Source organism: Komarekiella delphini-convector SJRDD-AB1, from assembly GCF_014831675.1.
GTDB lineage: Bacteria > Cyanobacteriota > Cyanobacteriia > Cyanobacteriales > Nostocaceae > Komarekiella.
This window is the reverse complement of record NZ_VJXY01000008.1, coordinates 142,195-158,437: the sequence shown is the minus strand read 5'-3', so window position 1 is coordinate 158,437 and position 16,243 is coordinate 142,195. Positions and strand designations below refer to the sequence as shown.

The following is a 16,243-nucleotide window of genomic DNA, read 5'->3' as shown; positions in this document are numbered from 1 at the left end:
TTATGACTGATTTACGGCGATTATTTTTCAGTGTGATTATTGCTTTGTTTCTAATTTCGACTCCAACCGCGCATTCATTACCTCTGGTCATCACTCAAATTACAGCAGGCAATTTATTTGAGTTGGGTGTAGATAAAATGCGGCGCGGTGATTACCTAGAAGCAGTAAAGAATTTCAACCAGGCGATTGAACTTCAAAAAGATTTTACTGTAGCTTATAGCAATCGCTGTCTTGCTTACCTTCAATTACAAGATTACCATCAGGCGATCGCAGATTGTACTCAAGCAATAAATTTTGCACCCAATAACTTTGAAGCTTATCTAAATCGGGGACTGGCACACTACAGACAAAGTGATTATCCAGCGGCTATTGCCAATTATAATCGAGCGATCGCACTTAAACCTGATGATTTCCGAGCCTACTATAACCGAGGGGTAGCCTTAGCTGGAGAGGGAAATTACTCAGAGGCGATTGTTGATTACAATCAAGCATTAACTCAAATTCCCCAAATAACCAGTTTGTTGCTTGCGGATATCTACAATGACCGAGGTTTAGCGCACTTGGTGTTGCAAAACCAACAAGCAGCTATGCTCGACTTTAATCTGGCAATTCGTCTCAATGCTAACGATGATAGAGCTTACTTTAACCGGGGTTGTGCTTGCGGTAGAAATGGAGATGACTTTGGCGCAGTAGATAATTTTTCTGAAGTCATTAGACTTAACCCCAGTAATGCTCTAGCCTACGTCAATCGGGGAATTGCTCGCTATCGCTTAGGATATCATCAAGGAGCGATCGCTGACTTAAAAAAGGCATCTGAGTATTTTCAGCACCAAGGAAAGAGGGTCGCCTACCAAAAAACTTTAGATTTACTGAAGAGTCTACGGCAAGAAATACAATTGGCAACTGAAATTGCTCTTTTTTAACATTTTGTGTTATCTGTGCCGCTAGTAATAAGTAATAGGTTCTAATAATTATTAGAACCTATTTTTATCCTGGATTTAATCTTTTTTGCTTTTCTATTATGGATTAATAATTGCCAAATAATTAGACAACTATGAAATTGACGGCTAAATTTGAAAAGTCAACTTCAAAAAGCTTATTGCCAGATGTATTAGGCAAACCATCATAAGATGCTAGCTTAATTACACCATCAAATATTGTAGATAATAGTAGAGTTGTAGAACTATCAAGACTACTACCTAATACAGTATCCATTTTAACTGACGTTAGGTCATGCAAAAAGTTCTTTGCATCAATAGGATGCAAGTCGGAAATTACTATTTTAGCCATTGTCTTAATTTTTGGGTCAGGTTATGAAAAGTTGTACAACTTTAGTGGGGCACGATTGCCAATAAGTGGACTCCCAAAATTATGCGAGTCGCTTTATTCAGTAAAGAGCGAATTTGACTCTTAAATTCTACATTATCAGTCATAATCAAACAGATGTTTATGTGAAGTTATCATATAAACATCTATTTTTTTTGGACATAAATAAATGAGTTATATCTCAACAACAAGATTCCCGACTTCTCAAAGAAGTCAGGAATCTGAGCCAGTGGAAATATGACAGCATGTCTTTTGACACAGTGTTACTATTACAGCAAAAATACTACCTGGTGACTGTTTTGACCGGGTGTGAGATAATAACGTGAATAAGTATTTTTTTTCGCTACAAGTTACTTTAGCGATACTGATAACATTACCTACTTTCGCTGCTGAGACTTTAGATATTCCTAGTTTGAGTGAAACTGAGCGACCCGCCACTAATGCAGAGTTACTAACTCAACAACAAGTCACTCCAGAAAATCAGCCAGTCGAACAACCAGAAGCAGAGTCAATCCCCAGCGATGATGCAGACATTTCTATAGAAGCGATTGGCGAAAAAGACAATCTACCTGAGTCTACTCCAACTTACATAATTGAGAAAGAAGAGATTCAAAAACAGGGTGCTACAAGCTTAGCTGATATTTTGAAAAGAATGCCTGGTTTCGCCATCAATGATGTCGGCCCTGGTGCAGATATTCACACAGGTACATACTACCGGGGAGCCTCAATTAATCAGTCTGTATTTCTGATTAATGGTAGACCAATTAACAATAATGTCAACACTTATCATGGTGGAACTGACTTAAATAGTATTCCCGTAGAGGCTATTGAACGAGTTGAATTATATAGCGGTACAGCTTCCGCTTTATATGGTTCATCAGCCTTTGGAGGAGTTGTTAATATCATTACTAAGGAAGGCTATGAACAACCTCAATTAACTGGTAGTTTAGAATTCGGCTCATTGAGTTTAAATAATCAACAAGTTAGTTATAGTGGTTCATCTGGTGCTGTCAAATATAACTTTAGTTTTGAAAGATTCTTTTCAGATAACCGTTACCGCGTTCCTGTGGGTGCAGCAAATCGTGATGCTCAGGGGTTTTTATCGAATGCAGACACAGCCACAAGTACTTACTTTGGTAGCATTGCTCTAGATTTAGATCAGAAAAACTCTTTGAATTTAGATATTACTAAACTTAGCAGTCGTCGCGGCTTAATTTATTTTGGATTTCCTTTACAAAGAGATAGATTAGACCACGATGGCTTGAATGTTGGCTTATCTTGGAAAACGCGACTAGGTAATGGAGACAACTCTAATCTGACAACTTCAATTGGTTATAACCAAGATTATTTTAGCACCTATGGCCCTACAGGGGCATTTTATCGCACAGGGGTTTTAGATACACAACAACTCACAGCTAGAGTAGATCATGAGTGGAAACTTACCCAAAATAATAAATTGCGCTGGGGATTAGATTTAAAAAATACTGACTTAAATGGCGATGTTTTGAGTACGAATCCTAGTCGAATTGTTAATAACGAAACTGAAAATAGGAGTTTGTTGAATACAGCTTTATTTGCTGTCAATACTTGGAATATTAGCGAGAATTTTTTGGTGGATTTAGGACTAAGACAAAGCTTTGATGGTCAGTTTGGCAATTATTTTAATCCTAGTGTTGGGTTACGTTATGCGGTAACTCCAAAAGTTGCTGTGCGTGGAAGTTGGGCTGGGGGACAGCGAAATCCCGGCTTAGATCAGTTATATGTTTATGATACAGTTCATGGTTGGGAACCAAACCCTGACTTAGAACCGGAAAATGGTTCTTCTTGGACTGCGGGAATAGATGTCAATTTTTCTGATAGTTTGATCGGACAGTTCACTTACTTTGGTAGTAGTATAGGCGATCGCCTGGGAGTTATAGCAGGAAGATGGGAGAATATTGGACTAGTAGATACTAATGGTTTAGAGGCAGCATTGCAATTTAAAATTGCTTCTAACTGGTCAACTTTCCTCAACTACACTTATACAGATGCTCAAATAAAATCAGGATTGGAGAAAGGTTTACAGTTAGGTTTGATTCCTTACTCTGTACTCCAAACTGGTATTGGTTATCAAAATGCAGGATGGCAAGCTAACTTATATGTTACTTACAACAGTGGTGCTCGCAGAGCCTTCTTTACGAATCCTGGTGACAGGAGTACAGATTTTGCGCCATCCTTCCTAAATTTAGATTTCAGCGGTCGTATCCCTATAACTAATACTTTGGGACTAACAGTTTACTTAGAAAATTTACTAGGTGAACAATACGAGCGAGTGAATCGCATCTATAGTCCTGGATTTACTTTTCGTTTGGGTTTAAACGCGACTTTGTAGTAGAGACGTTGCAGTGCAACGTCTCTAATATATCTATGCCCGAATCGATTAAAATGGCTAATATGAGAGCCAGAATTGAAAATCAAGTGCTTTTTCTCCACCACGAAGATTTGCCAGAATTTAAGAAAGGTGGTTCTGTGGTCAGGAATTCTTATTTCTGGGCGCTACGCTCAATTGCTGGTCGTGCTTCGCGTTATCGGGATTGGGAATATGAATCGGAGATTTGGCTAGCTCTTTCGCGAATGCTTTTATCGTTTGCTGAATCTGGATATTTGGGTTACAAAGAAACATTGCTGGAGTTTCCTCTATCTCAAGGAGAAATTCCTGATGTGCTACGAGATATTTCAACTTGGGAATAAAATTAACTCCAGTGTTTTATTATTTAACCTCTTCATACCAAATACCTACTGTCTCAAAAGTAACATAAGCAAGTTTGAGATAATTCACAACTCGCTGTTTACCAAGAACCCCAAATTCTTTATACTCGCGTGCTTGAGCAAAGGTCAGGCGATTTTGGTCAATTATATTTCTTTCTTTGTATGACAGCTTCGGGAAATCTACAACCTGAATTTTATATTTACTCACTAAATTTTGAATGGTAGTATCAGAGTCAACATGCTCCCAATCGTCGCACAGCCCTAAATTTCTGACCAAAACATGAGGGATATTGTCGCCGTAGGTATTCACTGACTGTATAAACAGATTCAGGCTGTCATATCCTCCTGTAGACACAAACCACTTGCAAAACCTCACTCCCTCAGAATTCCCCAATTCAATTAAGTGATTTCTCTCAATCCAGCCTTTTACTGCTCTATGTGATTGAGCTGCTAAATTCACAATCACTGGCTTAGACATCGCTATTTCAAAGATTCTATCTGCTTTATCAGCCAGCCGTTCATCTTCAGTAAATACGGCATACTGACATATTTCCTTATAGACACCAGCTACATCAGGATTAGACCTATCAGTTTCTACAGGTACAAACGGTATTCTCTTATCCAGACAATACTGAATCATTGTCCTGGTTAGCAGAGACTTCCCTACACCACCCTTCTCACCATCCACCAAATGAATCGTCGGCATAACAACTACCCTTAATACTGATTGAAGTTATCTAAAATATCTGCATTGAGCTTGGAAGTTTTTGGAGTTTGACACTTAGTAGCTTTGATAACTTCCTGAGATGATTTTGATCGTGATTGTCTATATTTTGTGTGCAGCTTGTAGTTGAGCTATTGGAATCTCAATCACAAACTCTGTGCCTTGTCCAAGTGTCGAGTTACAATATAGCCTCCCAGCATGTTTGTTTACTACAATCTGGTAACTAATCGATAGTCCAAGTCCTTTACCTTTACCTACAGGTTTAGTGGTAAAAAAAGGGTCAAATAGCTTGGAAAGAATCTTATCAGGAATACCAGAACCATTGTCGATAATGTGAATTTCTACCCATGACTCAGCAATAACCACAGTATAAATGCGGATAAAGCTGGGGTTGCTGTTGATTGTATCAGGTGTGGGCTGCAAGTAGCGATCGCCTAAAGCATCGATCGCATTGCTAAGAATATTCATAAAAACTTGATTGAGTTGCCCAGGGTAACACTCCACTGGTGGCAGCAAACCATATTCTTTAATTACAGATATTTCTGGATGCTCATGTGTTGCTCTCAAGCGGTGCTGCAAAATCATCAATGTACTATCAATGCCTTGATGGATATCAACTTTCTTGACTTCTGCCTCATCTAAGCGAGAAAAGGTGCGAAGAGACTGCACGATTTCCTGAATCCTCTGCATTCCTATGCTCATAGATTTGAGCAGTTGAGCGAAATCTTGACTCAAGAAATCCAAATCCGTAGCTTCGATTTCAGCTTGGATTGATTGAGGGGGATTCGGATAGTTCTGCTGATAAAGTTCTACCAGTTTTAGTAAGTCATAGGTATATTTTTGAGTATGAACAAGGTTTCCATACACAAAGCTAACTGGGTTGTTCATTTCATGGGCAATACCAGCTATCATTTGACCTAATGAGGACATTTTTTCTGTTTGAATCAGTTGTACCTGAGTTTTTTGCAGTTCTTGCAGAGTTTGTTGCAACTGCATATTTTTCTTGCTTAATTCCTGTGTTCGCTTCTCAACTATGGTTTCCAATTCCTGATTGGTTTTTTCTAAGGCAGCTTGAGCAATTTTTCTTGCTCTCAAGTAGCTTTGTAGCAAGTGCAGCACCGAAAGCCATGCGGGGATTAGCATGACTAAACTTACAACAGAGGCGAAAGTTGACCACAAAAGCTGTTTATGATAATCAGCAACCTTGTGTTGAAGTTGTAGCGAGATAGAGCGATTTCTGCTGGTAACACCCGCAGCATATTTTTGTTTCTCTGTTTCATACTCGCGACTAGACAACAGTGCTTGTGCTGCTTCCTTTTCACCACTTCTGACTAAATCAAAGGATTGATACTCCATTGTCACCAAGCGCTGATTGGCAGCATCAGTATTTTTCGCATCTTCACTTGTATAAGCCTGAGGAGCTAGTTTAATAGATTCCTTGATGGCTGCATCTAACTGGGGTTCAAAAAGACGATACCGTTGCTCCCAACCGGAATCACCTGTAGCAGCATTCATCCGTGCTGACATAGTTAATACTTCGTCAAAATAGGTAATTTTATCACTCAGGTTTTGGAGCCGCAATTCATTCTTGATGATGCTGTTGAATTTTCGCGAAGCTTGCCAAGCAATCCAAGCTTGAGGAACAAATAATAATAGAGTCAAAAGTACTGTTGCAGCGACAACTTGAGATGGCCCTAATGCCAGTTTAGGAAGAAAGCATCTTAACCAGTAGTTTATGTTGATTTCATTGAGGTTTAATTTTGCCTTCATCTTACGTACAACACTGCCTTGCTCTGCAAAAATACATAGTCTTGAGTTAAGGGTAGTCAGGCTATTCTTGCAAATCAAAGGTTGAAAACACTGGATTTTCTAGATTTCTAATTACTTTTGATTAATTCTCTAAAGCTGTGGTTACGAAATTGGTTCAAACACCATTTGGGGAATCAATGTTTCGCCTTGTAATTGCCCAATACCCAAAAAGCGAGTTTCTTCGTAAACTCGCACTATCCCGGAAAGCTGATGAGTTATGGGGATTTGCTGCCCCTGACACCATTTTTGGGCAGATATTGCTGATAAATTCACAAATGGCAAATGTTGCAACGCTGCATCAGCAACAGTAGGTTGAAATGTTCCAGCTTGTAGTTGTGCTTCTAAGTCAGTCAAGCTAAGACTATCTGCTAAATTGAAGCCACTGCTTTGGTTACGTGTCAAAGCGGCGAGGGTTCCACCTGTTGTTAAAACTGCGCCTAAATCACGAGCGATCGCTCTAATATATGTACCAGCACCACAAGCAATCTCTACATCCAATTCGGGAAAATCTCCTTCTCGCCAATCCAAAATTTCTATCTGAAAAACTTCAACTATCCGCGCTGGAACTTCTATAGTTTCACCTCTGCGTGCCAAATCATAGAGACGTTTCCCATCTACCTGAATTGCACTGTAACTTGGTGGAATTTGCTCAATCTTACCTTCAAATTGTGAAAGTGCAGTTTTTATGTCTGCGAAGCTCAATCCAGTACAAGGTTGAGAAGTGATGATTTCGCCTTGTAAATCATCGGTTGTGGTACGCACTCCCAACCTAATAGTGGCTTTGTAAGCTTTATTTTCTGATAAATACTGTAATAATCTTGTGGCTTTACCAAGTGCGATCGGTAATACCCCGGTAGCTGCTGGATCTAATGTTCCTGCGTGTCCCACACGTTTGAGGCGTAGCAGTTTCCGCACCCGCGCTACACAGTCGTGGGAAGTCCAGTCAAATGGTTTGTTTAAGTTGAGAAAACCTTGCACTGTAAATTTCTATAGTTTGCAGATTCAGCTATATTCTCATATTGCTTGACAAAAAGTACTTAGCTCAGCCGCCCTGGTTTAAAGCCTACCGTGTACACACATCTCTGTACAAAACCAAAATCGTTATAGATCCCCCTAAATCCCCCTTTTGAAGGGGGACTTTAAGAAGTTTTTGCCCCCCTTTTGAAGCTACCGTGTACACACATCTCTGTACAAAACCAAAATCGTTATAGATCCCCCTAAATCCCCCTTCAAAAGGGGGACTTTAAGAAGTTTGTGCCCCCCTTTTGAAGGGGGGTTGGGGGGATCAAAAGTCCGTGGGGCAACTCTAGAAGACTTGTGTGTACACCGTAGGGTTTAAAGCTGAGCACTGTTCAGACATCTGCCAATTATGAATTCTTTTGACGTTTTTGGTGCTGTGCTTGGTTAAACTGCTTCTGTTGCAATGTTAATTGGTCGGAATCAATTGCAGGTCGCATATCCCACTGCCATTCTGCTAGTAAGAGTAAACTAATGCTCATTATTAGCCCGGTTGCAAGAAACTGCATAACACCACAATAGGGTAAAACCAATGTACCCAGCAGATGAACCAACCCTATAAGAAAAAATGTGCGCGATCGCATTCCCAATCCTGTACAGACATAGCCAATGGCACTTAATCCCAGCCACAGCGGACACAGGTTCATCAAAACCTCCCCCCAGCCAAGAAAAATGCTCAAATCAGTCAGAATCAAACCCGTTAACATCAAAATCACCCAGCCATATACAATCCAGCGCAGCTGCTCCACACTTACCCAAAACCACGTCAAGCAAACCATGCCGACTGTACCAATTAGAGTTAGTACTGACCATAAAATTGCTTGCGAACTCCAGCTGATGGGGAGAAATTGAGCTGTCACGAAAATGCCAGATGAAATCAAACCCCAAAGAATAAATGCTTGATCAATGCGGGTATAAAATCCTGAAAAAAGGCTAAGATTTCCTATTTGGTAGTTAAGACGTACTAGCCCTTGAAGATCCTGAAAATCAAGCTCATGCTGTTTTTCCCGCAGGAGTGGCTCAGAGTCATTAAAAAAAGTCATTTAAAATCTATTGCTATGGGTAGTAAAAACTGAATGATTTTTATATCTTAAGATAGATGAATTTATTAATAATAACAAATAATAAAAACTTTTAATCAATTAAATGCGTTGTCGGGTTTTGACGTTGCAATAAAAGTTTAGGAACTACGGACAAAATGCCTAACTCCATAAATCATCATTGTGAGATTTTGCAACACCTAAGAACCAGTCATAAATCGCTTCGGTAAGTTTACTGTAACTTTAGTGCCTTGCCCGACTTGGCTAAACAAAGCAATTTCACCACCATGTAACTCTACACAAGCTTTAGCGATCGCTAACCCTAAACCTGTCCCAGGAATTGTATCAACGTTACTTGCACGGCTGAAGGATTGAAACAAGTTTTCTTGATCTGCGATCGGTATCCCAATTCCCTGATCTTTGATGTAAAATATCACCTCTGATTCTTTGCCAATCAGGTGGAATTCTACACTACTCCCAGCCGGGGAGTACTTAATTGCATTGGACATTAAGTTAACAAAGATTTGCTGTAAAAGTCCGCGATCGCCCCAGAAGCCTTTGTTATTCCCAGTAATTTGAAAAATCACTTTGTGACGCTCACCTACTGTTTCTCGCTCTTGTTCTATGAGTTCAGAGAAAAATTGTAGTAAATCGAGCGGCATGGGCTTAAACTTTGTCTTGTCCATCTCAAATTGATTAACTAAAAGCATGTTATCCACGAGTTTGGACATATACCTTGCTTTCTGCTCAATAATTTGCTGGAATCGCTGTTGTTTAGACTCATCAAGCCGCTCGCCATGTTTTACTAAAGTTGATGCAGCAGCCAGTATTGAAGTTAACGGCGTTCGACACTCGTGGGAAACTGTCGCCACGATTTGGGTTCTAAATGCATTGAGTTGCTTTTCTTTGGCAAGAGCCGCTTGAGTTTGAGCAAGTAATTCAGCCTGTTGGATAGCGATCGCTAATTGCACCGACACTTCATAAAGCATCTCCGCATCATCTGTTTGCCACTGCGGCTCTCCTAAATTGTGGTGGGCAATTAACAAGCCCCAAAGCTTGGGGATTGGGTTCCCGTTATTGCTCAAATTAATGGGAACTACCAAATTCGCTTTAGTATTAAATTCTTCTCTTAGGGTACGGCAATTACTTAAACCTATCTCGTAGACATAAGGAATTGGTAACTGAGGATTAGAGATTGGGAAAACTTTTCCCCAGTCTTCGGTTCGCGTAGCGTCCCGTAGGGAAGTTCCATTCGCCGGACGTCGGCGCTCGGACTTCTCTACTTGTCCCCAATCCTCAACCCCATTGCCATCGCTCAGTGCTAAAGTACGCCATGATTTAACAGAGGAAGCAACTATCTTACCGCCTGCATCTGGGTTAAATTTATACACCATCACGCGATCGCACTTCAGAAGTTGCTGTACCTCAACTACAGCCGTATTTAAAATTTGCTCCAAGTTAAGAGACTGGCGAATTCGTAGAGCAGTCGTGGCAATTAGGCGCTGTCGTTCCTGAGTTTTGCTTAGTTGGGCTTGCAAGCACGATTGCTTGATCGCATTGCGGACTGCTAATTGCAGTACATCCTGTTTTAGCTGTTGCTTGACCAAATAATCTAAAGCACCCCGTTTCATTGCTTGCACAGCTAGTTCTTCATCACCACGCCCTGTCAACATAATCACGGCTATAGAATTCTCAAATATCTCCTGCTTGAGCTTATCGAAGAGTTCTAACCCACTCATATCAGGTAGGCAAAAATCGAGCAGAATGATATCACAGCGAGTTTCCTGGCATAAGGCAAGTCCGTCTTCTGCACAGTCTGCCTCCAAAATCTGGTAGGAATGGTGCGGATCTTTTGAAAGATATCGACGATAGATTTTTCGATCCGCTGCACAATCATCGATGATCAGTAGCGTCCGTGTGTCCAACATAAAAGTATGAGGATCAGGGGGCAATATAAATCCTTTAACCCAGATTGTGTTTATTGCATAATTCTAAAAATAATATAAAATAAGTGTAAATAAAATCTAAATTCTTTAGTTATCCTAAAGAAATAAACTGGCGTTACTCAACAAACACGTCAAATTTAGGCAGTAGGAACAAAAAGAACTAAATCTACCAAAGACAAATAGACGCAGCAATTTGGAGAGAAAAATATCTCCCTGTCTTCCCACTTATCTCTTTTATTTTCCTTGTGTCCCTACTGCCTCATCCACAGAAAGTAAGCAAATTAATCCAAGACTGGCGGAGTATTAGCTTCAAGCCAATAATCTACAAATGCTTGAATCGTCTTTTTTAGTTCCTGGGCATCCATCGGCTTTACCAGATACCCATTTGCGCCCTTTTGGTAGCACAATTCAATATCCTTGGGGTTAGACGATGTGGTAAAAACAACGATGGGAATTTCTTTAAAACTCCTATCTTGCTTTAGCCGCTCTAGGATATCACGACCATCAATCCCTGGTAAATTCAGGTCGAGCAAGATCACAGAAGGTCGCAGTACAGCTTTAGGTTGGCATAAGACTTCACCCTTGCCGTAAACATCGCTCTCCTCTTGATAGTCTCGATAGAGAAACTCTAAAACCTCATCCCCATTAGTACAGCGATGTATGGGGTTCTGGACAGCCATCCGCCGCATCAGTCGTTGCAGCATTCGAAAATCTTCATTGCTGTCCTCAACAACGAGCAGCGGTTCATGAAGTTTTTTTGTCATTCGCGGTCTTAAAAGAACTTAACAAAAATACATATTTGGTGAATATCTTAAACTATTCCAGCGTAAAATAGAAGGCCGAACCAACGCCCACGGTAGACTCAACCCAAATCTGACCGTCATGAAGTTCGACAATCTTCTTAACAATAGCTAGCCCTGCACCTGCTCCTCCCCCATATTTTTCCTGAGAATGAAGCCGTTTGAAGAGTCGGAAAATGGTTTCTAAATGATGCTCTGGAATGCCAATACCGTTATCACGTACATAAAAGACGGGGAATTGGGTATAGGGTCTTATTTTAACTTCATCTCCCCTGCCCCCCTGCCCCTCTGCTCCTCTGCCCCTCTGCTCCCCTGTTCCTTCATCCAGGTAGCCAATCTCAACCCATTGCTCTGGCTTATCGTTGTATTTAAACGCATTGCCAATTAGGTTACTGAAGACCTCATTAACAAGAACTTTGTCACACTGAATTGTTGGTAAAGGTCGAGGAATACGAACATCAACAAGCTCAGAGTCTTGGCGACTAGCACGAAAGACATCAATTACCTGGTCGAGTAATTCGTTAAGGTCAGTAGACTGCTTTCGTAGTTGTGCTTGTCCTAACTGGGATAGTCGCAGCAGCGCATTAATCAGAGTTTCCATCCGCACGGATAGATTTACCACTGTCTGCAAACATTCAATTCCGTCATCATCCAGTACTTGGGTGTAGTCTTCTAGCAGTACTGTCGAGAAGTTATAAATACCCCGCAGAGGTTCCTTAAGGTCGTGGGAAGCAGCGTATGCAAAAGAAGCGAGTTCTCGATTGCTGCGCTCCAACTCTTGGTTAATTTTGGCTAACTCATCCGCTTTAGAGAGTACAATACCAACGATCGCATTTTTGAGAGCGATCGCACTGTCAAGTTCGCACGGTATCCAAGGTAGAGAAGTTAATCGTACCGTTTCTTGCCATTGTTCAAAGGATTTTCGTGGAGAAAGGGTAATATTACCATCTACCTCAATCATGGCTGCGTTTGGATTACCTGCCCAGTGTACCGTTTGGATAACTTCGGGGCGAAACCAGAGGATACAATAGCGGCGAACTTTAGAAATTCGCAATAGTAGCAATCCACTAGCAGTATTTTTAAATGTAGTTGCTTTTGGGTAAAGCTTCGGCAAAGAATTGGTAGCAAACAGGTTATCGCTAACTTGGTTATCTACCCATTCAATTAGGGCATGAACTTGGTTAATATCCGGTGTTGTCCCCACAAGTGTGATTTCATTATCCAGACAAACTGCTGCTCCAGAAGCACTGACTAGATCCAGCAACCGAATTTCAGGTTTAATCAAGGCATCTATAAAATTGTCTGCTTGGGAAATGGATTCTAGAAACTCAGACTGTAGCGACTTGAGCTTTACTTTATAGTCCCATTCCGAATGACTAATTTTGTGCGTTAACTCCGAAGAAACAATCTGTCCCAACAACTCGCACATTTTCTGCACTTCGTAAGGAATGTATTTTGGAGTTTGATGATGGCAAGAAATTAATCCCCAAAGTTGCTGCTCTTGAATGAGTGAGAGCACCATCAGAGCTGCCACTCCCATATTTTGATGATATTCAGCACAACATAAATCAAAACTTCGTAGCACAGAGTAGCTTAAATCAAGATGCTGATGTGTTGTAGGGTTTTCAGCGGGAACTAGCTTGATAGCTTGAGTAGTCACATCGGGAATGAATCTCAGAAAGCAGCGCGTGTATAATTCCCTAGCTGGTGAAGGAATATCTGTTGCAGGATAGTGAAGTCCTAAATAAGGTGATAAATCTTCTCGTTTAACTTCAGCAATCACAGAACCCGCTCCCTGCGAGTCGAATTGATAAATCATCACCCGATCAAAACCTGTGATTTTTTGAACTTCTTGCGCTGCCAGATGCAAAAATTCTATCAGGTTGGATGTGCTTTGCATTTTGGTGATCGCCTCACTCGCTAAAGCATGGAAGCTCAAGAAACTCAACTCAGATTTCGAGTCAGTTGGTTCTAACTCCAGAATCACAGCTTCTTCTGTATGATGAGCAATAGCATCAAAGTATCGTTCACTATTCAAAGTTGTAATTGATACTTTAAAAGCAATAGCACTGCCAATTTTTTTTACCAAGCATTGCTTAACTGCTTCAATTTGCTGAGTATCAAACAAGCAGTTCAAGGGTTGACCGAGCAAATCTTTTACCTGTTTACCCAAGTATTCATGAGTGTTATTACTAACTTGCAGTATCTCTAATTCGGTACTGAGTGCCAGTAGTACCCCATGAGGTTGAATAGAGCCAGGTAGATGAATAGGTTTGCGATCGTGGTTAGTTAAAGAAGTCGCTTGGGCAGTAATATCTTCAAACTGGCTCATGCTTATAAATCAATTGATAGCAACTGATGGGAAGCTGATTTTTACAATAACGCAATTAAATGTCACATTTCTTTAAAGTATATACCGAGCAGTATGAATCGGATACCAGAGCAATCGTGCTTGTTCCCACAACCGCCTCAGAGGATGTTTGAAAAGTCCTCTTGTCGGTATCAAAAGTTCTAGATCCCTCTAAATCCCCCTTAAAAAGGGGGACTTTGATTCCGGTTCCCCCCTTTTTAAGGGGGGTTAGGGGGGATCTAAAAGTGCCTAAAGTCACAGCGAAACACTTTTCAAACACCCTCTCAGAATGAATTCTGATTAAAATCTTCTAAAGAAGACTGAGTAAAGCTTTTAGTCCACGCAAGCGTGGACTTTAGCCATTAGCCAAGAAATAAATTTTTTGGCAAGAGATGGGGATGTAAATAAATTGTACAGACTTGATTATGCAGTTTAAGAAATAAATTGGGTGATGTGTGCTATTACTTAAATCCCATAATCACGTTTGTATCTGGTCAAATAAAAATCGTTACACGTAGCAATGCAACACCAACATCCAACATCCAAAAGCCAAAGTTGAGTATAGAGTTAGAGGCTTTTGTTTGAATTTGAAAAAGTAAAATTTTGTTGCGATCGCTACTAAGTACTTGTGCTAATTCGGTTGGGCTGAGAGACTGGACAAGACTTAAACCAAGAGACTTACTAGAAATACTTTGAGTGTAGGCGGCGTTGAGGTAGGGGATGTATTTTGATTTTCCGGCGACATAAGTTTGGAAGAAAGGTACACTCAAAACATTCATGTAACGACGCGCTTGGGAAGCATCACCAATCATCTTTGCAGGTAATGCTACTTGCTGATTTGCAGGATTTCCATTGCCAATTGTGGAAAAGTGAGTACCACCCACAAGCATCACAAGATACTTTTGTGAATTAGCAAACCAGGAGAAAGGTAAAATTTGTTCGTATAAAGCTGGTGCTACAGTATCATCACTACTACCAACAATCATCACTGGAGTTTTAATTTGGCTTAAGCCAGCTTTGCCGAAAATAGAGCTAGTAATTGGATTAACTGCGATCGCAGCCTTAACTCTCTCATCGCGCAGATTATACTCCTTGCCGGTCTTAGTGATGCTCAATTCCAAAGCGCGACACTGGAGCAGCAAAGACATATTCCAGCTGTCTTGAAGTGCTTCTGGTTGACAATCTTGTTCTAACTGCTCAAAGTTTATCTTAGCGCCTGCTAAGGCTAAAGCTGTGTAACCACCAAGGGATTGACCAAATACGCCAACTTGTTGCAGATTTAACCGACCTTTAAACCGTAAATCAGAGTGGTTACTCTTTTCTAGTTTATCTAGTATATATTTCACATCTAAAGGTCGGTCTTTAAATTCACTTGCTTCTGCTACTTCACTAGCGCTTCCATTCAGTAAGGAACGCAATTGTTTAGCATCGCTACCCGGATGATTGGGAACGACGACAGCAAATCCGTGGGAAGCTAGGTGAGTAGCTAAATATTGAAAGTTGCTGCTATCTAAACCCAAACCGTGAGAAATCACAATTACGGATGTAGAACTTTTGATATTGGGAACGTAAACATCAGTTAATAAAAGCCGATTGCGTGTCAAGTCGAAAAACTTTAGTGTATATTTTTGCGACTTAAACTGTCCCTGATTTCGGAAATCTGGCAATTGCAATAAATTTGGTTGGGGGATGGTAGCAGCTTCTATCTTTGACTTTTGAGAAACAGTTGCGATCGCTCGGTTGGTTTCATTAACAAGTTTCTCAAGTTCCGCAGCTATTTCTAGGCTTTGGACTAAATCCAGGTGAATACTGCTGGTGGGATATTTACGCAACACATTCAAAAGCGTTAAGCCTCCTGATTCGGCTGAAGCTAAAATTAGCGCTGCTCGTAAAGCATAAAAACTGGGTTTTGATTGACGAGATTTGGTTTTAATTACTTGCGTCAATCGACGCAGTAAAAATTCTCCTTGAGGTGTGTAGAGAAATTGCGAAACTACTACCGGACTAACTTTTACAGGACTGAGTAAAATTCGCCGCAATTCCTGATTTTTTTGAAGTGGTAAATACTGCTGATAAGCTGCCAAATCGTCGTCAATTACACCTGTTTTCGCGTAGTTCTCTAAAGCATTGACTGAAATGGAAAGCTCTAGAGCTGAATAATATCCATAAATCCGCTCTGCTGCCATCACAGAATTACTGTTTCCAAACGTTGGCAGCAACATTGAAAGAACCAGTAACAGAGAATTTTTTCTCAGAATACTGGCCCAATTACCAAACAAACTATTCATCGCTCAACTATTTCAGTGATATTGTTTCGCGAGGCGTTGGTGGTAGTTATTCTGACACCCTGCTTAGTTTACTTAATATTATTTGCCTCAGACTTAAGGATTTATTTTGAGGTTTTTTTCTCTTAGCTACAAGGTCAAAACTTCAATGCAACATGGGAACACAGATAGGCAAAGTATGCATTTGGTAAGAAATTG

The 16,243-nt window shown here is 40.6% G+C and carries 12 protein-coding genes; 3 read left to right on the top strand and 9 right to left on the bottom strand.

From position 1 onward, the window contains the following. Window positions 1-2 precede the first annotated feature (2 nt). Entirely contained in the window at window positions 3-923 is a 921-nt protein-coding gene (locus FNW02_RS10070) for a tetratricopeptide repeat protein (RefSeq protein ID WP_191757405.1), read from the top strand. 121 nt (window positions 924-1,044) lie between these two features. Here FNW02_RS10070 and FNW02_RS10065 read toward each other — a convergent pair whose 3' ends face one another. Next, a complete protein-coding gene (locus FNW02_RS10065; protein ID WP_191757404.1) occupies window positions 1,045-1,290 on the bottom strand; it encodes a hypothetical protein in 246 nt (81 codons plus the stop codon). Between the two features lie 358 nt (window positions 1,291-1,648). Here FNW02_RS10065 and FNW02_RS10060 point away from each other — a divergent pair, with 358 nt between their 5' ends. Together FNW02_RS10060 and FNW02_RS10055 are read left to right on the top strand one after the other, a co-directional pair. Then, entirely contained in the window at window positions 1,649-3,697 is a 2,049-nt protein-coding gene (locus FNW02_RS10060; protein WP_191757403.1) for a TonB-dependent receptor domain-containing protein, read from the top strand. Between the two features lie 62 nt (window positions 3,698-3,759). Further along, window positions 3,760-4,056, top strand: coding sequence for a hypothetical protein (locus FNW02_RS10055; protein ID WP_191757451.1), 297 nt, complete (start codon window positions 3,760-3,762; stop codon window positions 4,054-4,056). Window positions 4,057-4,075: 19 nt separating this feature from the next. On the opposite strand, the gene FNW02_RS10050 is transcribed toward FNW02_RS10055, so the two are convergent. From FNW02_RS10050 to FNW02_RS10015, 8 genes are all read right to left on the bottom strand, one after another. Further along, a complete protein-coding gene (locus FNW02_RS10050) occupies window positions 4,076-4,780 on the bottom strand; it encodes a P-loop NTPase family protein (RefSeq protein WP_191757402.1) in 705 nt (234 codons plus the stop codon). Between the two features lie 120 nt (window positions 4,781-4,900). Beyond that, on the bottom strand, window positions 4,901-6,568 hold the full coding sequence (locus FNW02_RS10045) for a sensor histidine kinase (RefSeq protein WP_191757401.1): 1,668 nt from the start codon (window positions 6,566-6,568) through the stop codon (window positions 4,901-4,903). Between the two features lie 141 nt (window positions 6,569-6,709). After that, window positions 6,710-7,585 (bottom strand): tRNA pseudouridine(55) synthase TruB, encoded by an 876-nt coding sequence (truB, locus tag FNW02_RS10040; RefSeq protein WP_191757400.1) that lies wholly within the window; start codon window positions 7,583-7,585, stop codon window positions 6,710-6,712. Window positions 7,586-7,974: 389 nt separating this feature from the next. Continuing rightward, window positions 7,975-8,667 (bottom strand): hypothetical protein, encoded by a 693-nt coding sequence (locus tag FNW02_RS10035; protein ID WP_191757399.1) that lies wholly within the window; start codon window positions 8,665-8,667, stop codon window positions 7,975-7,977. A gap of 197 nt (window positions 8,668-8,864) precedes the next feature. Continuing rightward, complete coding sequence (locus FNW02_RS10030; RefSeq protein ID WP_191757398.1) at window positions 8,865-10,592, bottom strand: hybrid sensor histidine kinase/response regulator; 1,728 nt, start codon at window positions 10,590-10,592, stop codon at window positions 8,865-8,867. Window positions 10,593-10,891: 299 nt separating this feature from the next. Next, window positions 10,892-11,374: a response regulator gene (locus FNW02_RS10025; protein WP_191757397.1), complete on the bottom strand. Its 483-nt coding sequence runs from the start codon at window positions 11,372-11,374 to the stop codon at window positions 10,892-10,894. A gap of 52 nt (window positions 11,375-11,426) precedes the next feature. Further along, window positions 11,427-13,742 carry an ATP-binding protein gene (locus FNW02_RS10020; protein WP_191757396.1) on the bottom strand — a complete coding sequence of 772 codons (2,316 nt, stop codon included), beginning with the start codon at window positions 13,740-13,742 and terminating at the stop codon, window positions 11,427-11,429. A 512-nt stretch (window positions 13,743-14,254) separates the two neighbouring features. Next, window positions 14,255-16,048 (bottom strand): alpha/beta hydrolase, encoded by a 1,794-nt coding sequence (locus tag FNW02_RS10015; RefSeq protein ID WP_191757395.1) that lies wholly within the window; start codon window positions 16,046-16,048, stop codon window positions 14,255-14,257. Between the last annotated feature and the right edge of the window lie 195 nt (window positions 16,049-16,243).